We start from the raw sequence: 22,044 nt of genomic DNA, 5'->3' as shown, positions 1-22,044 counted from the left end.
GAACAGGATCGATTACACGGTGAAGGCGCGAACGAACGCCTCGACCGCGCAATCGCTGTCACCTTCGGCAAAGGCCTCCATCGCGACGGGGCCGCGATAGCCCATCCTGTCCAGCGCCCGCGCGATGGCGGGATAGTTGATTTCACCGGTGCCGGGCTCGAAGCGGCCGGGATTGTCCGCCACCTGAACCTCGCCGATCCAGGGCAGGCATTTTTCACACCAGCGGATCAGATCACCCTCGCCGATCTGGGTGTGATAGAGGTCAAGGTTGATCCGCAATTGCGGCCGATCGATGGCCGACACCAGCGCCAGCACATCCGCAGTCGCCCCGAACGGGCAACCCGGATGATCCAGCAGGTTCAGGTTCTCCAATGTGAAAACCACGCCCTCGGCCTCGGCCAGATCGCAGATGCGGTGCAGGGTATCGCGCGCCTTCAGCCACATTGCGCCGCTGACCTGTTCGTGCTGCCAGATGGGAATGCCGCCATCGCCCAGACCGGTGCCATGCAGATTCAGCCGCGACACCCCCAGCCGCTTGCCGATCTGCGCGGTTTCGCGGGCCGAGGCCAGCAGCATATCGGCGCCCTCATCATCGGCCAGCCGCCCCTGAAGATAGCCGTTCATGATGGTATAGTTTGCGCCCACGGCTTCCAGCCTTGCCAGATCGTGGTCGGGCCAGTTCCACAGGCCGACGCCCAGACCCATCTCGGTCAGGCGCGCGGCACGCCATTCGATGGGGCGGTTGCGCCACAGCATTTCCGCGCAGGCGGCAAGTTGAAAAGGTTGGGTCATGGGGCAGGCTCCGGGAAACCGCGCGGGGCGGTCTTACATCAGGTGTTCGACTTCGGGTGCGGGGACAAAGCGCCAGTTTCGGCGGGGGCCGGCCATGACGTTCAGGTAATACATCTCGAAGCCGTGGGGGGCGCCGCAGGGGTGGTGGCCGCGCGGTACGCAGACGACATCGCCGTCATGGACCGCCATGGTTTCGTTCAGCGACAGATCGTCGGTATAGACGCGCTGGATGCCAAAGCCATTGGCCGGGTTCAGGCGGTGGTAATAGGTTTCCTCCAGATAGGTGATCCGGGGAAAGTCGTCCTCGTCATGGCGGTGGCTGGGATAGGACGACCAGTTGCCGGCCGGGGTAAAGACCTCGGTCACCAGCAGGCTGTCGCAGTAGTCTTCGGCCTCCATGGCGATGTTGTTGATGTGGCGCGTATTGTTGCCCTCGCCGCGCGGGGTCAGGGTGATGCCATCGGGACCGATGCGGCGGGCCTGATGGCCACCCCTGCCCGGCGCCTTACAGATGGCGATGGTCGCCTCGGTCGTGGCTTCCAGCGACCAGTCCTGGCCATTGGGCACATAAAGGCAATGCGGCGGGGTCTTTTCAAAGACATTCATCCGCTGACCCAGTTCGCCCCAATCCTGACCGGCGGCGTGGATCCGGGCCTTGCCCTCGACCATGACCAGAATGATTTCGGCCTCGTCCGTGGACTCGGCCCAGCTTTCGCCCGCGCGCAGACGGATCAAGTCGAACCCGACATAGCGCCAGCCCGCGCTTTCGGGCGTGATCTGGTGAACCTTGCCGTGGGTTCCGAAGGGGCGTTTCAACAGATGGGACATGGGATTTCCTTTCAAACAAGACCGGCTTCGCGGGCGATACGCTTTAATGTATGCAGTCCAAGTGTCTGATACAGCAAGGGATTGCGCTGATCGGGGTCCTGTTCCGCCTCGATCACGATCCAGCCCTCATAGCCATGGCCCTTCAGGATCCGCAGCAACGGTTCGAAATCGACGCCGCCCTCCTGATCGCCCGGCACGGTGAAGACGCCTGAACGCACGCCATCCATAAAGGACAGGCCGTTCGCCTCGACTTGCGCACGGATTGCGGGGCGGACATTCTTGGCGTGGAAATGCCCGACGCGGCTGACATGGCGCGCCAGAATCGCGGCCGGATCGCCGCCGCCGAAATAGCAATGCCCCGCATCGAACAGCAGTTTGGTCGCCGGGCCTGTCGCGGCCATGAAGGCATCGATATCCTCGGGCGACTGCACGACAGTGCCCATGTGGTGATGATAGACCAGCGCGATCCCCTGATCGGCGCAATATTGCGCAATTTCTTCGACCTTTGCGCCGAAATCCTTCATGCCCTGCGCATCCAGAACCGGGCGCGCGCTCAGCGGCAGGTCCTGCCCCTGAATGCTGTTCGAGGTTTCGCAGGCGATGCAGACCTTGCAGCCATTATGCTTCAGCTTGTCCAGATGCGGCTGGATCGCCTGTTTTTCCTGTTCGACCGAATGGGCCAGCACATTCATCGAATGCCAGCCCGACACGAAGGTCAGCCCATAGCCGCCCAGCAGCTCCATCAGCGCCTGCGGATCGTCCTGCGGCCACCGGTGACCGTTCTCGATTCCGTCAAAGCCGATCAGGCGGCCTGCTTCCTCCAGGATACGCTCGGTCGGGATATCTGCGCCAAGGCTCTGGTCGTCATCATTGGCCCAGGCAATCGGGTTGGTGCCAAACTGGATCATCGTCATCTCTCCGGGGATGGGATCGGGCGGGGCCGGTCCGCGAAATCAGTTCACAAGGCGCTGACGCGCCAGATTGTTCAGATAGGCGGCATGCGCCTGTTGCAGCTTGTCGCTGCGGCCCACCGCAGGGACGGCCACGTCCCACCAATGGCCGGCATCGCCAAAGCCGGGACCCGGCACCGGCGTCGTGTCGATGACGATCACGGTCGGGATGTCGCGGCCACGCGCGGCGACGATCTGCGCCTCCAGATCGGCGATGCTGGCCGCCTTGACCGCATGCGCCCCCATGCTGCCGGCATGGGCGACATAGTCGATCTGCGGCTGCGCCTCGACATTGCAATCCTTGTAGAGATTGTTGAATTCCTCGCCGCCACAGCCCTGTTGCAGCCGGTTGATACAGCCGTAGCCGCGATTGTCGGTCAGCACGACGGTAAAGGGCACGCGCCGCATCACCGCCGTGGCCAACTCGCTATTGGCCATCATGTAACTGCCATCGCCGACAAAGCAGATCACCTCGCGATCGGGCCGGGCCAGTTTCAGCCCCATCGCGCCCGCGATTTCATATCCCATGCAACTGAAACCATATTCCATGTGATAGCCGCCCTGGCTGGGCTGCCACAGCAGTTTCAGCGCGCCGGGCATCGTGCCTGCCGCGCACATGGCGATGGCGTCCTGCCCCGTCGCCCGCTGCACGGCACCAATGACCTGTGCATCGGTCGGCAGATCATTGCCCGCCCCCGGTGCCGCGCAATGGGCATCGACGGCCCGCAGCCATGCCGCCCGCGCCTCGGCATCCGCCGACATCGCACGATAGCCGTCCAACAGTCCGGTCAGCCGCGCCAACGCGACACGCGCATCGGCGACAAGGCTGGTCGCGCCATGCTTGGCCGCGTCATAGGCCTGCACATTGATCGCCACGATCCTTGCGTCCCCGAACAGCGTGCGCGATCCGGTGGTGAAATCCTGCAATCGCGTCCCGACCGCAATGACCAGATCCGCGGCCCCGGCTGCGGCATTGGCCGCCGCCGATCCATCGACACCCGCCGCGCCGAAATTCATCGGATGGGTCTGCGCCAGTGCCGATTTCCCGGCCTGGGTTTCGATGACCGGAATATTGTGACGGGTCGCAAAATCCGCCAGTGCCTGTTCGGCACCGGAATGGATTACCCCGCCCCCCGCGACGATCACGGGCGCCTTGGCCGCGCGGATCTGATCCGCCACCTCGACCAGTTCCTGCGCATCGGGCTCAGGTCGCCGGATACGCCAGACACGCGGCGCAAAAAAGCTTTCAGGCCAATCAAAGGCCTCGGCTTGCACATCCTGGCAAAAGGCCAGCGTGACAGGTCCGCAATTCGCCGGATCGGTCATCACCCGCAACGCGCGCGGCAGGGCGCTCAGCAGATGTTCGGGCCGGGTGATGCGGTCGAAATAGCGGCTGACCGGGCGGAAACAGTCATTCGCACTGACCGTTCCATCATCGAAATCCTCGATCTGCTGCAAGACCGGATCCGGGCGGCGATTGGCAAAGACATCACCGGCAATGATCAACAGGGGCAAACGGTTCACATGCGCCAAAGCCGCCGCCGTCACCACATTCGTCGCCCCCGGCCCGATCGAGGTGGTCACCGCCTGCGCCCGCCGCCGCGCATGCCCCTTGGCAAAGGCGATGGCGGCATGGGCCATGGTCTGTTCATTCTGCCCGCGCCAGGTCGGCAGTGCATCGCCCATGCCCTGCAACGCCTCGCCGAAACCGGCAACGTTGCCGTGCCCGAAGATCGCCCAGACACCTTCAATAAAGCGTGCGTCCTCTTCGGTCATCTGCACCGACAACCAGCGCGTCATCGCCTGCGCCGCCGTTAACCGAACTGTCTTATCCATGAACTCTCACTCCCGGCTTTTCTTCTTCGCCAAAACACCCCCGGGGAATCGCCGTCAGGCGATGGGGGCTGGCCCCCTTCCCCTACGCCTAGGTCGCGATCCGCGCCGCGTCCCAAATCCGGCACAGCTTTGCATAACGGCGCGCCATGTCCGATACCGCCTCGTCATCCGCAATCTGTCCCTGGAACCAGCTTCGGGCGACCGCACCAAAGATCGTGCGCCCGACGGCGAAGCCGCGCACAAGGTCGAAACCGGCGGCGACCTCGAAGCTGGCCTGCAATTCGGCTTCGGGGGCGTCGAGGCCCAGCACCACGATGCCGCGCGTATGGCGGTCGTGATCCTCGATGGCGGCGATGGCGTTCTGCCAGCCCGCGCGGGTCTTCATCGGCTCCAGCTTCCACCAGTCCGGATAAACGCCCGCGGCATAGAACTGGCGGATCAGCGTGGCGGTGGTGGTGTCGTCGACCGGGCCGACCTTCGAGGGGATCACCTCCAGCAGGAATTCCAGCTGATTGCGGCGACCGGCCTCGAACAGGCGCCTGACCGTGGCCTCTTGCGCGGCGCGGGTCTCGGCATCGTCGTCGGGGTGGCAGAAGCACAGAACCTTGATGACGTTCTCGCGGGCCCATTCGACCAGCGTGCCGCAATCGCTGCCCAGTTCGGGTTCCAGCTGCAAGGGACGCGATCCCGGCCATTCGCAGGGGCGCCCGATCCACAGCCCGCTGCCGCTGGCACGGTGCAGGGCGCTGCGGCCGATACGGTTGTCGCACAGGATCCCGTATCCCGAACCGCCATCTGCGACGCGCAGCGCCGCATCCAGGCACAGCTCCTTGAACCGCGCACCCTTGGCAAGGTCGTAACCGGGCATCTCTTCCAGTTGCAGGCGGTGGTCGAAGGCAAAGACGCGCATCTCGGACCAGTCGCCGGCATTGCGGCTGGCGCGGGTCGTGGACCAGTGGATCTGTTCCAGTTCGGGATCGTTGCGCAGATCGGGGCGGACGACACCGCGCTCCAGGAAGAAATCCAGTTCCGCAAGGCTGGGATAGGCCGGAGTGCAGCCGTGGCGGCTGACGGCGAAGGCCCCGCAAGCATTGGCATATTTCAGCGCGGTCGGCCAGTCGGCATCCTCCAACCAGCCCTTCATCAGCCCCGAGAAGAACCCGTCGCCCGCGCCCAGCACGTTGAACACCTCGATCGGGAAGCCGGGACCGGTCTCGCCGTCGTCAAGGCTGTCGGGGATATCGCCGGTAAAGGCCACGGCCCCCTTCGCGCCGCGCTTGCAGACCAGCGTCGCCTTTGACAGCGCGCGGATCGCGCGCAGTGCCGCGACCGTGTCGGTGGTGCCGCCGGCGATGTGGAATTCCTCTTCGGTGCCGACGATCAGGTCGAACAGATGCAGCGTGCCCTGCAGCTTGGCGGTGACGGCGGCGCTTTCGACAAAGCGGCTCTCGCCGTCGCCATGACCCGCGACGCCCCACAGGTTCGGGCGATAGTCGATGTCCAGCGCGGTGCGCGCGCCGTGCCTGCGCGCCAGTTCCAGCGCCTTCAGCACGGCGGCCTCGGTCTGCGGATGGCTCAGATGGGTGCCAGTCGCCAGAACGCTGCGGGCTTGGGCAATGAAGCCCTCGTCGATATCGTCTGGCGACAGCGCCATATCGGCGCAGTTCTCGCGATAGAAGATCAGCGGGAACTGATCCTCGTCGCGGATGCCCAGCAGGACCAGCGCGGTCAGGCGTTCGGGATCGGTCGCGACGCCCGTGGTCTCGACCCCCTCGCGGGCCAGCTGCTCGCGGATGAAGCGGCCCATATGTTCGTCGCCGACCCGCGTGATCACGGCCGAACGCAGCCCCAGCCGCGCCGTCCCGCAGGCGATATTCGTCGGGCTGCCGCCGATATATTTCGCGAACGAACCCATATCCTCCAGCCGTCCGCCGACCTGCTGACCGTACAGATCAACCGATGACCGGCCGATCGTGATCACATCCAGTTTCTTCATATCCTGCGTTCCGCTTGCTGACTGCCGCGCCCATCACCCGGCAATATTGATGGTCCCGCCCCGCAAGGCCGACCGAAAGGCAGGACGCGAGGCCCTCCCCGTCATTCAGATCGTACCGCCAAGCGAGCCTTCAAGCTGGGCCAGTTCCTGGCCACCGGCCATCAGGTCCTGCAACTCGGCCGAGGTAATTTCCCCCTTCACGGCGGTGCCAAGGGTCTGCCCGCGGTTCAGCACCGTGAAACGGTCGCCCACGGCCATGGCGTGACGGACATTGTGGCTGATGAAGACGACGCCCACACCCTGTTCGCGCACCCGCGCGATGGTCGACAGCACATTCGAGGTCTGGCGCACGCCAAGCGCGCTGGTCGGTTCGTCAAGGATCAGCACCTTCGCGCCGAAATAGACCGCGCGGGCGATGGCGACGGTCTGACGTTCGCCCCCCGACAGCGTGCCCACCGCCTGATCGGGCGCACGCAGATTGATGCCCATCTTGCGCATCTCTTCCATCGTGATCTCGTTGGCGCGGTCGATATCCAGCCGCTTGGTCAGACCGCGCCCCTTTGTCGGCTCGCGCCCCATGAAGAAATTGCGCGTCACCGACATCAGCGGGATCATCGCCAGATCCTGGAACACCGTGGCGATCCCGGCCTCCATCGCCTCGCGCGGGCTGTCGAAGGACAGGGGTTTGCCTTCGAAGAAGATCTCGCCCGCAGTCGGCTTGTGAACGCCCGACATGGTCTTGATGAAGGTGGATTTGCCCGCGCCATTGTCGCCCAGAAGGCAATGGCATTCGCCGGGGGTCACGTCGAAGGTCACACCGTTCAGCGCGATGACATTGCCGAAATGCTTCTTGATGCTTTCCATATGGATGATCGGTTGGGTCATCTTAACGCTCTCCCGTCACGCGCTTGCGGATCACATTGTTGAAGACAACGGCCAACAGCAGCATCCCGCCCAGGAAGATCTGGAACCAGTCCTGATCGAAATCGGTATAGGTCAGGCCGATGGTGACCATGCCGAAGATGATCGCACCGAAGAACGCCCCGATGGCCGACCCATAGCCCCCAGTCAGCAGGCAGCCCCCGATCACGGCGGTGATGATCGCCTCGAATTCCTTCATGAAGCCACGGCGGGCATCGGTCGACCCGGCGTCGATGACGGTGATGATCGCCACCAGCGAGGCCGCGCAGGCCGTCAGCATGAACAGCGAGATCTTGACGCCGCGCACCGGCACGCCCGAATTCTTGGCCGCATTGGTATCGCCGCCCGTGGCAAAGACCCAGTTGCCGACCGGCGTGCGGACCAGAATATAGGTCGCCACCAGCGCGATGGCCACGAACCACAGGATTTCGACCGGAATGCCGGGCACTTTCGGGGTGCCGGACTTGAAGCTGTCGATCACGCCGATACTGGCAAGCCAGCCGAACAGCCCGGTGAAGGCATCGCCGGAAAACAGCGGGGCCAGGAAATCCCCCTCGACCGCGTCGCGCACGCCGCGCAGCTGGGTCGATCCGCCGGTGAACAGCTTCAGCCCGACCAGCGAGGCACCGCGCAGGATGAACAGGCCCGCCAGCGTCACGATGAAGGATGGCAACCCGGTGCGCAGCACGATCGCCCCGTTCAGCGCCCCGATCAGGGCCGCGAAAGCCATGGTCAGCGGGATCGCGAAGATCAGCGGCAGGCCCAGATTGACGGTAAAGACACCGAACACCATGCCCGCAAAGGCAACCATCGACCCGATGGACAGATCGAATTCGCCGCCGATCATCAGCATTGCCGCCGCGATCCCAAGGATGCCCAGCTGCGCCGCCGGGGTCATGAAGTTCATGATGCCGGACAGGGTGAACATGGCACTGTCGGCGGTGGCCAGAAAGAACAGCGTCACCAACACCACGCCGCCGATCGCCCCCAGTTCCGGCTTCTTCATCAGTTTGGTCGCAAGGGATTCCGCGCGAATACGCTCATCCTGCTGCGAGAGATTCTCTGCAGACATGGTTTCCTCCGGTTTGGAATGGGGCCGCGCCGTGGCGCGCGACCCCGCTATGCAGGGATCAGCGGATGCCCTGTGCCGACAGGTCGATCACCTGGGCGGCTGCTTCCTGGGTCACCAGATTCGGACCCGAGGGAACATCGCCACCCGGCACCAGGCCGTATTCAGCATTCAACGCCAGAAAGACGACCGGCAGATAGCCCTGCAGGAATTGCTGCTGGTCGATGGCAAAGGCCGCATCGCCATCGGCCACCGATTGCAGAAAGCCCGCCGACAGATCGAAACTGGCGACCAGCACATCCTCGCGCCCGACCGCCTTCACGGCCTCGACGGCGGGTTCCCCGACAAGCGAGGCGCCCAGACCCAGGACCGTGTCCACATCGGGATCGGATTCCAGCGCGGCGCGGACCTTGGACTGCACTTCGGTCGGATCGTTCATGGTGGGGATGACGGTGACTTCCTGACCGAACCCTTCGGCAAAGCCGTCACAGCGCAGGTCAAGCGAGACGTTGCCGACCTCCTGATTGACGCAGATGCCCTTGGTGCCGCCCATCTCGGCCAGCTTTTCACCCGCAGCCTTGCCCGCGTCGAATTCCGACTGGCCGACATGCAGCAGCGCGCCCAGATCCTTGGCGACATCGGATCCCGAATTCATCGAGATGACGGGAATGCCCGCCTCGACCGCGCGCTGGATCGACGGCCCAAGCGCGTCTGCATCCGGGATCGACACGACCAGCCCATCGGGTTCCTGGTTCACGGCGGCGTCGATCAGCTGGCTCATCTGGACCATGTCGAATGTCTCGGGCGAGCGGAACTCGACATTGGCGCCGGTGTCCTCGCCGGCCTTGGCCACGCCGTTCTTCACGACCGACCAGAACGGGTCATTCGCCTGACCATGGGCCACGACGATGATGTCTGCGGCGGCGACGGGCAGCGCCGTCAGCGTGGCGACGGTCGCAACCGATGCAAGAAGCTTCTTCATTCCAAGTCCTCCCTTTGGGGTGATTGGCAGCGGGCCTGATGAACCCGTCTGCTGTCCGGCCATTCACCGTGCCGGATATCGTCGGACCCGCCCCGCCCTCTCCTCTGGCCGGGCGGGTCCCTGTGCCTTATCCTTTCAGATCCACGGCCTGCCCGGTCCTTGCGGATTCGGTCGCGGCCTCGGCCATGGCCAGCGCGGCGATGCCGTCCTGCAGCGTCACGGGCATCTTCGCCCCGTCCAGCACGGCATCCACGAAGGCCTGCCATTCCGCCGCATAGGCGGGCATGTAGCGTTCAAGGAAGAAATAGGTGGGCTTACCCGATACCACGCCATCGACGGTGGACCGCACGACCGTGTTTTCCAGCATGTTGCCCGCCTGCAGCAACCCGTCCGAGCCCAGCAATTCGACCCGCTGGTCATAGCCGTAAACCGCGCGGCGGCTGTTCTTGATGACCGCGATGCGACCATCGGCATAGGTCAGCGTCACGACGGCGGTATCGACATCGCCCGCAGCACCGATTTCGGGATCGACGATGCTGCTACCGACGGCGCGAACCGTCACCGGCGCCTCGCCCATCAGGAAATTCGCCATGTCGAAATCATGGATCATCATGTCGCGGAACAGCCCGCCCGACACCTTGATATAGGACACCGGCGGCGGCGCCGGATCGAACGATGTCACGGCCAGCAATTCGGCCTTGCCGATCTGCCCCTTCTGCAACGAGGCCTTGAGCGCGGCGAAATTCGGATCGAAACGGCGGTTGAAACCGATCATCACCGGCTTGCCTGTGCCTTCGACGGCTTTCAGACATTGCTGCGCACGTTCCAGCGACAGATCGACCGGCTTTTCGCACAGAACCGCCTTGCCCGCCTTGGCGGCGGCTTCGATCAGGTCGGAATGGGTATCGGTCGAGGTGGCAATCAACACGGCATCAATTTCGGGATCAGCCAGGATGTCATCTGAACTGCGCGCTTGCGCGCCATAAGCAGCAGCCAGTTTCTGCGCCGATTCCGTATGGACATCCGAGACGGCAACCAAAGACGACCGCGCGTTCCCCGCAATGCCGACCGCATGAACCTGTCCGATCCTGCCGGCCCCCAACAACCCAACCCTGAGCATTCCATCCTCCCGAATCTGCGGCAATTCCCTTGCGGCTCGACAGGTTAATTACAGCTTTTGCACTCGCGTGCAAGAACTTTCTGCACCCGCGTGCAAAACTCGTGCAATTCCCGTCGCCGGCCGCTATGCTCGGGGCAAAGACAACGCACCGGACCCAGGCCCGGCAATGACGAGGCATAGGAACGTGGCGAAGACCGAATATCCTGACAACGTCACCGCAGATGATGTCGCAACTGCGGCGGGTGTGTCGCGCTGGACCGTGAATCGCGCGTTCAAGAAAGATGCTTCGATTTCACCCAAGACGCGCGCCAAGGTCATGACGGCCGCCGAAGCCCTAGGCTATGTTCCGGACCTCAGCGCCGCCGCGCTGGCTTCGGCGCGATCCAATCTTGTGGCCTTGTTGGTGGATGATTTCGCCAATCCGCACAAGCTGGTCATGCTGGAACGCCTGACGCGCGCATTGCGCAGTCGCGGCTGGGATACGCTTCTGGTGAACACGCTTGACCGCGACGACACGACGCCGGCCCTGTTGAATGCCAGTCAACGACGCGTCGATGCGACCATCCTTATCGGGATCCAGTTCAACGATGATGTGCTGAACGCGGCACATGGCGCGAGACGGTTCAAGAAGCTGATCATTTTCGCACGAACATCGCTGAACCCCGACACGATCTCGATTGCCGTCGATGACGAGGCCGCGACACGCGAAATCGCGCAATATGTCATTGACCGGGGCTATCGCCGCCCGTTGTATATTGCCGGGCCGCATACGGTTTCGGCACATCTGCTGCGCAAGGAAACCTTTGCGGCGGCTTGGCAGGATCGCTTCGGACATGCCCCCGAAAGTGTTTCAGTCCCGCGATATGATCCGCTGCTTTCGGCCCAGATCACGCAGGCCACGCTCCGGGCGCGAAAGCCTGGGAACATGCCCGATGTCATCGTTTGCGAAAATGACGCATTGGCATTGGGGGTCATGGACACGATCAGGCACGAATTCGGCCTGAAAGTGCCGGATGACATCGCGGTCGTCGGTTTTGACGATGTGCCTCAGGCCGCCAGCCCGAACTATCGGCTGACAACATACCGACAACCCCTGACAGAAATGGCGAACTATCTGGTTGATGTTCTGGAAAGCACGGACAGCACGGATCTTGACCGCAAATTCCTGGGACAACTGGTCATACGGGACAGCGCCTGACCCGTGCGCCCGTCACCGCCTTGCCAGATGGTCAAAGGTCAGGGCCGCCGCCACCGCATAAAACACATGACCGACCAACGCGACCCAGGTTATGCCCTTGAAGCCCAAAAAGAATTTCAGCCCCGCAACCGCCGTGACGCCGCCGATGGCAAAAACCCACAAGGCGATGCCGTAAAGAACCGCCGACAGCAAAGCCGGCATCGAAGGCAGCAACCTTTGTTGGGCAGGTCGGAAAAGAAACAACCACCCGATCGGGTAAGCCAGCAGGCCGACAAGAAAATAGTGCATCAGGTTTCCGGCCGGCGCACCATTTGGCAGGCCAAGGGCACCCAACAGGGAACGCGCCAGGCCGACGGGCGCAAGATTTGCGAAACCCAGCATCGGGCTGATTGCCTGTCCCCACAGATCAAAGCTGACAGTTCCAACCGCACCACTGATGACAATGGCTTTCAGCGTCTCGGCATTCAACCGGCGGGTTGCCCCGTTTACGTCAGGCAAAGCAGTATTCAAATCGGACATCTCGTGAACCCATGTGATTGATCTTGGCAGTTACCTGTTCCAATTCTGTCGAACCGATCGCAATGTTACGCTTTCCGGCCCCACTCACGGGTTTGTGATGTTACGAATGAAAGAAACATGACCTCGGCTGCGAATGGAAGAACTGACCTGGAACCGGATGACGAACTGGACCGATTGCATGACGCGTGACGAAACCCTTTCCTTCCCGACTGCCGCTGATGTTGTGGCAAGGCGCCTGTATGAAGCGGGCTGTCGATATGCCTTCGGAATGCCCGGCGGCGAGGTGCTGGACCTGATCGATGCGCTCCGGCGCGCCGGAATCGCCTTCGTTCTGGTGCGTCACGAAAATGCAGCGGGCTTCATGGCCGAAGGGGTCTATCACCGCACCGGCGCGCCTGCCCTTGTCGTGACAACCGTCGGCCCCGGCGCCTTGAACGTGGTGAACGCGGTCGAGAATGCCCATCAGGATCGGGTTCCGATGATCGTGCTGACCGGTGCAATCGACGCCGATGTCGCAGCAACCTATACCCATCAAGTGATGGATCAGCGCGCGCTGTTCCAACCCATCACCAAGGCCGGTTTCACCTTCTCGGCCGGTTCCGCCTCAACCTTGGCCGACAAGGCGATAGCTATCGCCACCGAAGGTCGACCCGGCCCGGTGCATATCGACATCCCGATCAATACGGCCAATGCGCCGGCCGCAGATATCGCAATGCCACGGCGACCGCCGGCCGCCCCCCTGCAACCCGCCGAATCCGGACAGCTGAACAAGGCGCGGCGCTGGCTGAGGCAGGCACGACGCCCGGTGATGGTGGTCGGCCTTGACGCCATGAACCAAGGTGCCGGCCCCGAAATCCTCGATTTCGCGGAAACCTTTGGCCTGCCCGTCATAACCACATACAAGGCCAAGGGAGTGATCCCCGAGGACCACCCGCTTGCCCTGGGCGCGGCCGGGTTGTCGCCAAAGGCCGATCGTGTGCTGTTGCCGTTTCTGGGACAGGCGGATCTGATCATCTGCGTCGGCTATGACCCGATTGAAATGCGCAGCGGATGGCAAGACCCGTGGCACCCGGACAAGACCCATGTGATCGACATCACCGCCGCACCCAACCATCATTACATGCATCAGGCCAGCGTGAATTTTCTAAGCGATTGCGGCCCTGCCCTTGCGGCGCTGGCACTTGGCGCAACGCCGAACGCGACATGGACCGACGCAGAAATCGCGACGACCCGGCAGGCCCTGACCGCGGCCTTTCCGACAGATGAAGACTGGGGCCCCGCAGCGGTGATCGACACCTGCATGACAACGCTTCCGGAAGGCACCCTGGCCACGGCGGACAGTGGTGCGCATCGCATCCTGTTGTCGCAGATGTGGCGCTGCACCGAACCGCGCGGCCTGATGCAGTCTTCGGGGCTTTGCACAATGGGATGCGCGGTTCCACTGGCCATAGGGGCTGCGCTTGCGGCGCCCGAAAGACAGGTCGTGTCCTTTTCCGGCGATGCGGGGTTTCTGATGGTCGCGGGCGAACTGGCGACCGCAGCCGAACAGCAAACCGCGCCGATCTTCGTCGTCTTTGTCGATACCAGCCTGGCCTTGATTGATCTCAAACAAAGGCAGATGGGGCTGCCTTCTTGCGGGGTGGATTTCGCCGGGCCCGACATTGCGGCCATAGGGCGGGCTTTTGGTGGCGCAGGCCATACGGTAAGAAATCGCACCGAGCTGGCAGCGGCGCTGAAGGCGGCTATGATCGAAAAAAGTTTTTCCGTCATAGCCGCCATTATCGATCGTCAGGCCTATGACGGGCGCATTTAAGGGGACGGGCATGCAGGACAAGACAACGGCGATGGCGCTGGACGGGTTGGTTGTGCTGGATCTCAGCCGGATCCTGGCCGGACCTACGGCGACGCAACTTCTGGGCGACCTCGGGGCCACCGTCATCAAGATCGAGAACCCGCGCACCGGCGGCGACGACACCCGCGGTTGGGGGCCACCCTATGCAGCGTTGGCGGATGGCGACCGGGGTGACCTCAGTGCTTATTTCATGTCCGCCAATCGCAACAAGCAATCCGTCGCCGCCGATCTTGGCACCGAGGAAGGCCGTGATCTGGTCACGGCACTGGCCGCCCGCGCCGATGTCGTGATCGAAAATTACAAGCCCGGCGGATTGGTGAAGTTCGGACTCGACCACGAAACGCTGCTGTCACGACATCCGGGCCTTGTCTATTGTTCGATTTCCGGCTTCGGGCAGCAGGGGCCAAATCGTGACAAACCGGGCTATGACCTCATGGCGCAGGGATATGGCGGCATCATGAGCCTGACCGGCGCGCCTGACGGACCACCGATGAAGGTTGGCGTCGGCATCGCGGACGTGATGTGCGGCATGTATGCCAGCGTCGGCATTCTGGCGGCGTTGCGCCATCGCGACCGTACGGGCGAAGGTCAACATATCGACCTGTCGCTGGTCGACACGCAAATGTCCTGGCTGATCAATGAAGGCACGAATTTCCTGACCAGCGGCGTGCCCCCGCAACGACGGGGCAATGCCCATCCCAATATCGTTCCCTACGAGGTGTTCGAGGCCTGGGACGGACATGTCATCGTGGCCGTCGGCAATGATGCGCAATTCGCACGTTTCTGCGATGTGTTTGACGCAGCGCATCTTGCCACGGATCCGGCCTACGCGACCAATTCGGCAAGACTGGCCAACAGGGATGCGCTGATCGCAATCTTGCGCCCGCTTGTGGCGGCCCGACCTGTCGATTGGACGGTCGCGCAGCTCGAATCCGTCAAGGTGCCGGTCGGTCCGATCAACGATGTCGAACAGGCCCTGAATTCGGATCAGGCGCATGCCCGCGCAATGACCGTGGACATCGAGGCACCGGAAACTGCCGCGGGGCATGTGCGCCTGCTGGGCAACCCGTTGAAATTGTCGCGCACACCGGTGCAATACCGGCGTCCCCCGCCCCGGTTCGGGGCCGATACCGACATGGTGCGCGATATGCTGGAACAGGACGGGTCCACCAAGGGATCCTGATATCCCCGCCCAAGCCGGCGGCAGCTAGGCCGCCCGCTTGCGCCATGGATGTGACTTGAACCAGCCCGCCAGATAGGCCACGCCGATCAACAATGCGATGCCCGCCGCGTTCACGCCCAGCATCGTGCCATGGCTGCGCCCCAATTGGTCCAGCGCAACGCCCATCAGCCGTGCCATGAACATCGAGGCGATGAAAACCGCCAGTGATTGTTGGCCGACCTTCATGATCATCGCAAGACAGCGCCGCCAGACCAGGGTGAGCGCGCCCTGCCCTTCGGGCGGCAGCAACCGATGCCCGGCAACGCCTGCGGCGACCCAGGCCAGATAGGCCACAGCCAGAAAATGGACATACCGCAAGATACCGAAATCGGACTTCTGGAACAGAAAGCGCCATTCGGACCGCCAGGCGCTGATTTCGGGCACCGCGTTGATTACACGGAAATAGGCCAGCGGCACCGTCAACAGGACGATGGCGGCGGCCAGAACGACCAGTCGGCGATCAACCGGGGGGGCGGGAATCCAGCCGGCCGAAAAGGCAAACCCGGTGAAAAAGATCAGTTGCCAGCCAAGCGGGTTGAAGAACCATTCCCGTTGGGACCAGGGTTCGGCGGGAAAACCGACATCCAGAAGATTGGCCGTCAGCCACAGCCCGACCACAAGCAGCAACGCCAGCCAGCGCGACATCTGGCCAAGACCGATGACCACCGGCATCAGTGCCAGCAACACCAGATACATCGGCAGGATGTCAAAATAATTGGGCACATAGACCAACCCCAGCAGCGCCGGCAGGTTGGTCTGCGGATCATTGAAGAACGGGTGCAGGTTCAGTGAACCGATATAATCCTTGGCGAATAGCCCGCTGCCGTTCAACAGCGCCATCGTGGCCGCAATGGCCACGAACAAACCGATATGGGCCCAGTAAACCTGCCACATCCGAAAACCGACCCGCGCCGTCCCAAGCCCCCAGCCACGCTGGCTGAACACCTTGCCGAAAGCAATCGCCGAGGCGGCACCGGAACAAAAGACAAAGGCCTCGGTCGCGTCGGAAAACCCGAACCGCGCCGGGATCCATCGGGTCAACCAGTTTCCCGGCACATGGGCGATCAGGATGATGAACATGTTCACGCCGCGAAAGAAATCCAGACGTGGGTCGCGCATCGCAGAAACGGCGGAAGCGCGGGCGCCAGCCGTTGTCTGGTGGCCGGAATCGGACATCGGTTGCACCATTGTCATTCGGGATCTGGTCCTGTTACCTCAAGGCGCGGCGACGTGATGCATCGATGCCCGTGCCGCGCTGAGTTGTTGCAGTCGTATAGCGGCAAAGCTATCCTCGAATCCGCCCCGTTTCGCTGTTCTCTTGCGGATCAGGGCCTCGGTTTCCGCCAGATATCCCGCACGCATTCCGGCGTCGATGGTGATGCGCTCGAATACGTCACGCTGTGCATGGCTTCCGCCCACAGATTGCATGCGGGGTTGCGCCAGCGCAAGGTTGCGAAAGGCTGCCCCATACTGACCTTCGCCATAGGCCGCCAAGCCCTCGGCCGCGATCAGGCCCGGCTCGGCCAATATCCGGAGGCTTTCGGTTTCCGGAGCCGCCGAGTCACGGTGAAACCGCGCCAACATGGCCTGCGCCGCATCCTGTCGACCACGCCGCACAAGGGCCAGCATGTAATGCAGATCGGCAAAAGCCAGACAGGCATCCCCGGACCGGCTTTCTGCCAGTTCGGCCAGTTCTTCCCAACGACCTCCGACATCGACGCCCTCCAGTTCAAGGCGCATCAGCAAGGAACTGGCATTCGAGAAATCGCGGAAATCGTCGGTGCGATCGTGGCGGATCTCGTTGTCATACAGCGCCAGCACATGGTCGGTTTCGTGCCGGTCAAGATGCAGCAGCGCCTTGTGCCACCACACGTGATAGCGAAAATTATTGCAATGCAGCCAGCTGCCGCCATTGTCGTCGATCAGCGCGATTCCCCGGTCGGGTTGATGCGTCATGTCATAGACATGCGCAACCGCGTGCAACCCCCAGGCATCATCGGGCGCAAGGGACAAACCTTCCAGACCGGCCTGTTCAGCGCGCGCGTATTCGCCTGTTTCTTCCAGTGTAAACGCATGACATCCCAACAGAAATCCGCGCATTGGGTGGTTTTCTTCATGCGCGCTCAGCAACCTTTCGACAGAGCGCCGCATCCCGTGCCGATCCCCCATCATGAACCGGATCGCATGGGACAGCTTGGCCGAAAACGTATCGCGCGGATTGTGGACCAGCACCTCTTCGACCAAGGCGACCGCCCCGGATGGGCGCCCCGCCAGCCATGCCGCCAAGGCCCGGCACCAAAGCTGTTCGCGCAGGCTTGAATGCCCCTGGGACAGCGCCGTTTCCGCATCTTTCAGCGCTGCGGCGGCCACGTCTTGCAGTTCCCGCCGTGCCAACATCAACGTGAACAACCCGCGTGCCGCATGGCCCATGGCAAAGCCGGGCTCGCGCTTCAATACCGCCGCCAGATATGTCGGAGTCTGGCTACCATGCGCCAGAAACGCCCTGATCATGGCATTCCAGTCCTCCAATGCGATTGGATCGGTGATACTAACGCTGCCGTCACAGATGTCATTCTTCATTGAAAATTCCCTTTGGCGTCAAAATCTGCCGACCCCGCCCGCAGGATCGCGGTCGGGGGTTGTCACCGATCTCAGTTCGGGGTGGTCGCCGTGAAATCCGGGATCTTGCGGTCCGACGCGGCGTCGGGTTCAATCCCATCCCAATTCTGTTCCGCCAGATCGATATTTCCGGGAATGTCCTCTTCCCAGAATCCGACAACATTGCGGGTGATGTTGAGATACAGCTTGTCATCGACGATCCGCCACAGGTTCGGATTGCCCGGCACCTTGCCGCCCTTGGCGACACCATAGGCGCAATGACCATCATATTGCGGCGCGAATGCCGCCGGATCATCCAGGAACCGGTCGCGATTTTCGGCCGAAGCGAACGCAAACCGCGCGCCATTATATTCAGCCGTGTAATCCGCCTTGCCCTTCAGCGGCGCGGGCTGAGCCTCGCCCACAGATGCTTGCGGCAGATCGAAATACGACACCACATCATATCCCGACACCGCATATCCGGTGCCATCGACATATTGCTCGCCCGCGAACCCACCGGTCGCCAGCGTAAGAGACAGCGCCGTTGCGGCGATCGCCATTCGGAACATCGTTAACCTCCAGCATGATCCATGACATGCGTTTCGCAGGCACATGAGACGACGTTACAGTTACGGCGCAAGATAACAAACTCGTGATTACGCCGTGTGACACCCCGTCTGCTTGCCCACCGACCAGCCCTGACGTATTGCGCGACAAACCACGAAAGCCAAAGCCATGCTTGCACCCGTCGCGATCTTGTTTGTCTTCCAGCTGGTCGGAGAGGTCATCGCACGGTCGTTTTCCTTGCCCGTGCCGGGCCCGGTGATCGGCCTTGCCCTACTGGCGCTGACATTCACCGCCAGACCTGCGGTCAAGCAGCGGGTCGAACCGGTTTCACGCGTGATCCTGTCACATCTGTCGCTTCTGTTCGTTCCCGCCGGCGTCGGCGTGATCGCCAGCATCGACACGCTGTCGGAAAACTGGGGCGCATTGACCTTGGTGCTGCTGGTCAGCACCGTCATCGCCTTGGCGGCGACGGTGGCGACATTCCTGCTGGTCCTGCGCTGGACGGGAAACGGCCATGAATGATCCCGTGGAAATCTGGAGCTATCTGTCCCGTGCACCGCTGTGGTGGCTAAGCTGCACCCTGCTGGTCTATATGGGTTCGGACAGCCTGGCCGCACGGTTGGGGCGTCCGGCGCTGGCCAATCCGGTGCTGATCGCGGTATGCGCCATGTCGGCCATTTTATGGACAACCGGCACCCCTTATGCTGATTACTTTGACGGCGCCCAGTTCATCCATTTCCTGCTTGGACCCGCAACCGTGGCGCTGGCCGTTCCGCTGCATTCGAACCTTGCGGCCATTCGCCGGCTTGCGGCCCCGATACTGGCCGCGCTGCTTGTCGGTTCGGCGGTGGCCGCAATTTCAGCGGTCTTATTGGCACAAGCCGTCGGCCTGCCGGAAAATGTGGTCATCTCGATCAGTCCGAAATCGACAACGGCACCGGTTGCCATCGCCATTTCCGAAGCCCTGGGCGGCCTGCCCTCGCTGACCGCAGTGCTGGTCATCCTGACCGGCATCATCGGGGCGATCACCGTCACACCACTGATGAACCTGCTGAGGATCCGTGACTGGCGTGCGCGTGGCTTTGCCGTTGGGGTCGCGGCACATGGGATCGGCACGGCGCGGGCGTTCCAGGTCAACGAGACCGCAGGTGCCTTCGCCGGAATCGCAATGGCCCTGAATGCCCTGATGACCAGCTTGCTGGTGCCGATCATTGTCTCTTGGCTGCTCGGCTAGGCGCAATACCGCCAGATCTGGCCCTATAAAAGAACAGCTCTGGCCCTAACGTCCAATGCGGTCGCGCGACTATACCCATCTTGCCGATTTCCTTTGGTCAAGGGCCTGAACATGACGACACAGAACCAAATCCAGACCGCGCCGGACGAGGTGTTTGAAACCTATCGCGAGGTCAATCTGATAGATGGCAAGCGGGTGCCGGCCCGCGCGGGTCTGGACGTGATCAATCCGGCCACGGGTCTGGTTCTGGGGCGCGCCGCCGCAAGCGATGCCGATGAAACGGCAGGCGCGATCCGGTCGGCCAAGGCCGCACAGACCGAATGGGCCAGCCTTCCCGCGCGCGAACGCGGCAAACGCGTCGCCGCCGCAGCCCGCGCCGTGGCCGAACATGCCGAACTGATCGCTCAGGTTCTGGCCCGTGAAACCGGCAAGGCCATTCGCACCGAATGCCGGGGCGAGGTCGCGGTCGCAGCGGATATCATGGAGTTTTACGGCGGCCTCGGGTCCGAACTGAAGGGCCAGACCGTGCCCTATAATCCGCGCATGCTGACGATGACCACACGCGAGCCCCTGGGGGTGGTCGCCGCGATCGTTCCGTGGAACGTGCCGCTGGTGCTGTTTGCGCTGAAGGTCGGGCCGGCGTTGGTTGCGGGCAATTCGGTCGTGGTCAAGTCATCCGAGGAAGCGCCGTTTGCAACCTTTCTGATGGCCGAAATCATGATGGCCCATCTGCCGGCAGGCGTGCTGAACATCGTGAATGGCACCGGCGCGATCTGCGGGAATGCGCTGACGGGCCATCCCGACATCGCAAAGATCACCTTTACCGGATCCGAGGCCGTCGGCGAAACGATCTACAAGGTCGGGGCGGCGCGCATCATCCCTGTATCGCTGGAACTGGGCGGGAAATCCCCCATGATCATTTGCGAAGATGCCGATCTGGACAAGGCGGTTGCCGGAGCGATTTCGGGCATGCGCTTTACCCGTCAGGGTCAAAGCTGCACCGCCGCAAGCCGCATCTATGTTCATGACAGCCTGATCGCCCCCTTCATGGATCAGTTGGGGGATGCGCTGAACCGGTTGGTCATCGGCGATCCCCTGGATGAAGCAACAGATATCGGCACGATCATCAATGCACGTCAGGCGGACACGATCAAAGCCTATGTCGCCGGGGCCGAAACCACACCCGGCGCGAAAGTCATCCGCTTCGGCACGCTGCCGCAGGACGCGGGCCTGTCGCCCGACCTGTTCCTGCAGCCGACGATCCTGACCGGCCTGCCCGATGACCACCCTTGCGTGATGGAGGAAATCTTCGGACCGGTTGCCGTCGTACAGGGGTGGAGCGACTACGAGAAAGTCATCAGCCTTGCCAACAGCACCCATTACGGGCTGGCTGCCTCGGTCTGGACACGCAGCCTGCAAACCGCGCTGGACAGCACATCCCGGCTTGACGCGGGTTATGTGCAGGTGAACCAGAACCTGACCATCCAGCCAAATGTCAGCTATGGCGGGTTCGGACGATCAGGTCTTGGCAAGGAAGCCTCGCTCGAGGCGATGCTGGAACATTTCACACGGTCCAAGACCATCGTGATGAATTTCGACTGATGCATGACATTCTGGTCTTGTCTGCCGCCACCCTGGCGGCGGGCTTTTTGCGGGGCGTGACCGGTTTCGGTTTCGCCCTTGCCGCCGTTCCGCTTTACAGCCTGACAATGGCACCACTGCAAGCCATCGTCGTCGCGCAGATTCTGCAAATCGCGGCTGCCCCGACCGATTTCCTGCAAAACCGTCGCAGCGTGGATCGCAGGGCCTTGGGGCGGCTTTGTGGTGGGGCGCTTGTCTTCGCGCCAATCGGCGCCGTTTTCGCGACACGACTGCCGGCCGATGCGCTGCGGCTGGCGATTGCGGCAATTGTGCTGATGGGACTTGCCGCGCTGATGGCCAGGGTCACCATACGCGATGGCAAAGCACCCGCCGTGACCGCGGGTGCGCTGGCGGGGCTGCTGGGGGGGCTGGCCGCAATGCCGGGCCCGCCAGCCGTAGCCTACTTTCTTGGACGGGGCACCGAAAAATCGGTCAGCCGCGCGTCCCTGTTGCTGTTCTTTGCCTTCACGGCATCGATCGCCCTTGCTGCACTGGCGCTGGAATCCGAAGTCGTCGATTGGGGCATCGGGGTTTCCGCCCTGGCCGCATACCCATCGATGCTGTTTGGAAACTGGATGGGAACGCGCCTGTTTCAACGCCTTGGCGATGGGCATTACAGGGTTGCAGCCCTTGCCGTGCTGTTCCTGTCCGCCGCATTGACCGGTGCCAAGGGGATCGCGGGCCTGATCTGACGATCCCCTGCAACAGCAAAACGCCGA

At 62.7% G+C, this 22,044-nt stretch carries 20 protein-coding genes; 7 read left to right on the top strand and 13 right to left on the bottom strand.

The window, feature by feature from the left end; all coding sequences use genetic code 11:
• Nucleotides 1–12: 12 nt before the first annotated feature.
• The 9 genes from PAF17_RS07420 to iolG all read right to left on the bottom strand — a co-directional run bounded on the left by PAF17_RS07420 (nucleotide 13) and on the right by iolG (nucleotide 10,494).
• Nucleotides 13–792: a TIM barrel protein gene (locus tag PAF17_RS07420; RefSeq protein WP_271888465.1), complete on the bottom strand. Its 780-nt coding sequence runs from the start codon at nucleotides 790–792 to the stop codon at nucleotides 13–15.
• A 33-nt stretch (nucleotides 793–825) separates the two neighbouring features.
• Nucleotides 826–1,620 (bottom strand): 5-deoxy-glucuronate isomerase, encoded by a 795-nt coding sequence (gene iolB / locus PAF17_RS07415; RefSeq protein WP_271888464.1) that lies wholly within the window; start codon nucleotides 1,618–1,620, stop codon nucleotides 826–828.
• A gap of 11 nt (nucleotides 1,621–1,631) precedes the next feature.
• Entirely contained in the window at nucleotides 1,632–2,528 is an 897-nt protein-coding gene (gene iolE, locus PAF17_RS07410; protein ID WP_271888463.1) for a myo-inosose-2 dehydratase, read from the bottom strand.
• 45 nt (nucleotides 2,529–2,573) lie between these two features.
• Nucleotides 2,574–4,406, bottom strand: a complete 1,833-nt coding sequence (iolD, locus tag PAF17_RS07405; protein WP_271888462.1) for a 3D-(3,5/4)-trihydroxycyclohexane-1,2-dione acylhydrolase (decyclizing) — start codon at nucleotides 4,404–4,406, stop codon at nucleotides 2,574–2,576.
• 88 nt (nucleotides 4,407–4,494) lie between these two features.
• Nucleotides 4,495–6,402 (bottom strand): bifunctional 5-dehydro-2-deoxygluconokinase/5-dehydro-2-deoxyphosphogluconate aldolase, encoded by a 1,908-nt coding sequence (locus tag PAF17_RS07400; RefSeq protein WP_271888461.1) that lies wholly within the window; start codon nucleotides 6,400–6,402, stop codon nucleotides 4,495–4,497.
• A 105-nt stretch (nucleotides 6,403–6,507) separates the two neighbouring features.
• Nucleotides 6,508–7,287, bottom strand: a complete 780-nt coding sequence (locus tag PAF17_RS07395) for an ATP-binding cassette domain-containing protein (protein ID WP_271888460.1) — start codon at nucleotides 7,285–7,287, stop codon at nucleotides 6,508–6,510.
• A 1-nt stretch (nucleotide 7,288) separates the two neighbouring features.
• Nucleotides 7,289–8,395 carry an ABC transporter permease gene (locus tag PAF17_RS07390; RefSeq protein WP_271888459.1) on the bottom strand — a complete coding sequence of 369 codons (1,107 nt, stop codon included), beginning with the start codon at nucleotides 8,393–8,395 and terminating at the stop codon, nucleotides 7,289–7,291.
• A 58-nt stretch (nucleotides 8,396–8,453) separates the two neighbouring features.
• A complete protein-coding gene (locus PAF17_RS07385; protein ID WP_271888458.1) occupies nucleotides 8,454–9,374 on the bottom strand; it encodes a sugar ABC transporter substrate-binding protein in 921 nt (306 codons plus the stop codon).
• Nucleotides 9,375–9,501: 127 nt separating this feature from the next.
• On the bottom strand, nucleotides 9,502–10,494 hold the full coding sequence (iolG, locus tag PAF17_RS07380) for an inositol 2-dehydrogenase (RefSeq protein ID WP_271888457.1): 993 nt from the start codon (nucleotides 10,492–10,494) through the stop codon (nucleotides 9,502–9,504).
• Nucleotides 10,495–10,678: 184 nt separating this feature from the next.
• Here iolG and PAF17_RS07375 point away from each other — a divergent pair, with 184 nt between their 5' ends.
• A complete protein-coding gene (locus PAF17_RS07375) occupies nucleotides 10,679–11,692 on the top strand; it encodes a LacI family DNA-binding transcriptional regulator (protein WP_271888456.1) in 1,014 nt (337 codons plus the stop codon).
• Between the two features lie 12 nt (nucleotides 11,693–11,704).
• Here the strand turns inward: PAF17_RS07375 and PAF17_RS07370 are convergent, their stop codons facing one another.
• Nucleotides 11,705–12,211, bottom strand: a complete 507-nt coding sequence (locus PAF17_RS07370) for a hypothetical protein (RefSeq protein WP_271888455.1) — start codon at nucleotides 12,209–12,211, stop codon at nucleotides 11,705–11,707.
• A 178-nt stretch (nucleotides 12,212–12,389) separates the two neighbouring features.
• Between PAF17_RS07370 and PAF17_RS07365 the strand changes: the two genes are divergently transcribed.
• Entirely contained in the window at nucleotides 12,390–14,024 is a 1,635-nt protein-coding gene (locus PAF17_RS07365; RefSeq protein ID WP_271888565.1) for a thiamine pyrophosphate-binding protein, read from the top strand.
• Between the two features lie 10 nt (nucleotides 14,025–14,034).
• Complete coding sequence (locus PAF17_RS07360; protein WP_271888454.1) at nucleotides 14,035–15,246, top strand: CaiB/BaiF CoA transferase family protein; 1,212 nt, start codon at nucleotides 14,035–14,037, stop codon at nucleotides 15,244–15,246.
• Nucleotides 15,247–15,270: 24 nt separating this feature from the next.
• On the opposite strand, the gene PAF17_RS07355 is transcribed toward PAF17_RS07360, so the two are convergent.
• The 3 genes from PAF17_RS07355 to PAF17_RS07345 all read right to left on the bottom strand — a co-directional run bounded on the left by PAF17_RS07355 (nucleotide 15,271) and on the right by PAF17_RS07345 (nucleotide 18,452).
• Entirely contained in the window at nucleotides 15,271–16,461 is a 1,191-nt protein-coding gene (locus PAF17_RS07355; RefSeq protein WP_271888453.1) for an OpgC family protein, read from the bottom strand.
• A 39-nt stretch (nucleotides 16,462–16,500) separates the two neighbouring features.
• Nucleotides 16,501–17,865: a tetratricopeptide repeat protein gene (locus tag PAF17_RS07350; RefSeq protein ID WP_271888452.1), complete on the bottom strand. Its 1,365-nt coding sequence runs from the start codon at nucleotides 17,863–17,865 to the stop codon at nucleotides 16,501–16,503.
• Nucleotides 17,866–17,936: 71 nt separating this feature from the next.
• Nucleotides 17,937–18,452: a YHS domain-containing (seleno)protein gene (locus tag PAF17_RS07345; protein WP_271888451.1), complete on the bottom strand. Its 516-nt coding sequence runs from the start codon at nucleotides 18,450–18,452 to the stop codon at nucleotides 17,937–17,939.
• A gap of 166 nt (nucleotides 18,453–18,618) precedes the next feature.
• On the opposite strand from PAF17_RS07345, the gene PAF17_RS07340 reads away from it, so the two are divergent.
• The 4 genes from PAF17_RS07340 to PAF17_RS07325 all read left to right on the top strand — a co-directional run bounded on the left by PAF17_RS07340 (nucleotide 18,619) and on the right by PAF17_RS07325 (nucleotide 22,017).
• A complete protein-coding gene (locus tag PAF17_RS07340; RefSeq protein WP_271888450.1) occupies nucleotides 18,619–18,972 on the top strand; it encodes a CidA/LrgA family protein in 354 nt (117 codons plus the stop codon).
• Nucleotides 18,965–19,684, top strand: a complete 720-nt coding sequence (locus PAF17_RS07335; protein ID WP_271888449.1) for an LrgB family protein — start codon at nucleotides 18,965–18,967, stop codon at nucleotides 19,682–19,684. The genes PAF17_RS07340 and PAF17_RS07335 overlap by 8 nt, the downstream gene beginning before the upstream one ends.
• Before the next feature lie 111 nt (nucleotides 19,685–19,795).
• Nucleotides 19,796–21,286: an aldehyde dehydrogenase family protein gene (locus PAF17_RS07330; RefSeq protein ID WP_271888448.1), complete on the top strand. Its 1,491-nt coding sequence runs from the start codon at nucleotides 19,796–19,798 to the stop codon at nucleotides 21,284–21,286.
• Nucleotides 21,286–22,017: a sulfite exporter TauE/SafE family protein gene (locus PAF17_RS07325; protein WP_271888447.1), complete on the top strand. Its 732-nt coding sequence runs from the start codon at nucleotides 21,286–21,288 to the stop codon at nucleotides 22,015–22,017. The genes PAF17_RS07330 and PAF17_RS07325 overlap by 1 nt, the downstream gene beginning before the upstream one ends.
• The last annotated feature ends 27 nt before the right edge of the window (nucleotides 22,018–22,044 follow it).

Source organism: Paracoccus onchidii (assembly GCF_028294535.1).
Taxonomy (GTDB): Bacteria; Pseudomonadota; Alphaproteobacteria; order Rhodobacterales; family Rhodobacteraceae; genus Paracoccus; species Paracoccus onchidii.
The sequence above is the reverse complement of the archived record's forward strand: the minus strand, read 5'-3'. Positions and strand labels throughout refer to the sequence as shown.

Excerpts from the sequence above, each read along its gene's own strand:
- PAF17_RS07330 (WP_271888448.1), top strand. The coding sequence starts at position 19,796 with ATGACGACACAGAACCAAATCCAGACCGCGCCGGACGAGGTGTTTGAA.
- PAF17_RS07400 (WP_271888461.1), bottom strand. The coding sequence starts at position 6,402 with ATGAAGAAACTGGATGTGATCACGATCGGCCGGTCATCGGTTGATCTG.
- iolD (WP_271888462.1), bottom strand. The coding sequence starts at position 4,406 with ATGGATAAGACAGTTCGGTTAACGGCGGCGCAGGCGATGACGCGCTGG.
- PAF17_RS07325 (WP_271888447.1), top strand. The coding sequence starts at position 21,286 with ATGCATGACATTCTGGTCTTGTCTGCCGCCACCCTGGCGGCGGGCTTT.
- PAF17_RS07360 (WP_271888454.1), top strand. The coding sequence starts at position 14,035 with ATGCAGGACAAGACAACGGCGATGGCGCTGGACGGGTTGGTTGTGCTG.
- PAF17_RS07355 (WP_271888453.1), bottom strand. The coding sequence starts at position 16,461 with ATGTCCGATTCCGGCCACCAGACAACGGCTGGCGCCCGCGCTTCCGCC.
- iolB (WP_271888464.1), bottom strand. The coding sequence starts at position 1,620 with ATGTCCCATCTGTTGAAACGCCCCTTCGGAACCCACGGCAAGGTTCAC.
- PAF17_RS07365 (WP_271888565.1), top strand. The coding sequence starts at position 12,390 with ATGACGCGTGACGAAACCCTTTCCTTCCCGACTGCCGCTGATGTTGTG.
- PAF17_RS07345 (WP_271888451.1), bottom strand. The coding sequence starts at position 18,452 with ATGTTCCGAATGGCGATCGCCGCAACGGCGCTGTCTCTTACGCTGGCG.
- PAF17_RS07390 (WP_271888459.1), bottom strand. The coding sequence starts at position 8,395 with ATGTCTGCAGAGAATCTCTCGCAGCAGGATGAGCGTATTCGCGCGGAA.
- PAF17_RS07340 (WP_271888450.1), top strand. The coding sequence starts at position 18,619 with ATGCTTGCACCCGTCGCGATCTTGTTTGTCTTCCAGCTGGTCGGAGAG.
- iolG (WP_271888457.1), bottom strand. The coding sequence starts at position 10,494 with ATGCTCAGGGTTGGGTTGTTGGGGGCCGGCAGGATCGGACAGGTTCAT.
- PAF17_RS07385 (WP_271888458.1), bottom strand. The coding sequence starts at position 9,374 with ATGAAGAAGCTTCTTGCATCGGTTGCGACCGTCGCCACGCTGACGGCG.
- PAF17_RS07420 (WP_271888465.1), bottom strand. The coding sequence starts at position 792 with ATGACCCAACCTTTTCAACTTGCCGCCTGCGCGGAAATGCTGTGGCGC.
- PAF17_RS07395 (WP_271888460.1), bottom strand. The coding sequence starts at position 7,287 with ATGACCCAACCGATCATCCATATGGAAAGCATCAAGAAGCATTTCGGC.
- PAF17_RS07350 (WP_271888452.1), bottom strand. The coding sequence starts at position 17,865 with ATGAAGAATGACATCTGTGACGGCAGCGTTAGTATCACCGATCCAATC.
- PAF17_RS07335 (WP_271888449.1), top strand. The coding sequence starts at position 18,965 with ATGAATGATCCCGTGGAAATCTGGAGCTATCTGTCCCGTGCACCGCTG.
- PAF17_RS07370 (WP_271888455.1), bottom strand. The coding sequence starts at position 12,211 with ATGTCCGATTTGAATACTGCTTTGCCTGACGTAAACGGGGCAACCCGC.
- iolE (WP_271888463.1), bottom strand. The coding sequence starts at position 2,528 with ATGATCCAGTTTGGCACCAACCCGATTGCCTGGGCCAATGATGACGAC.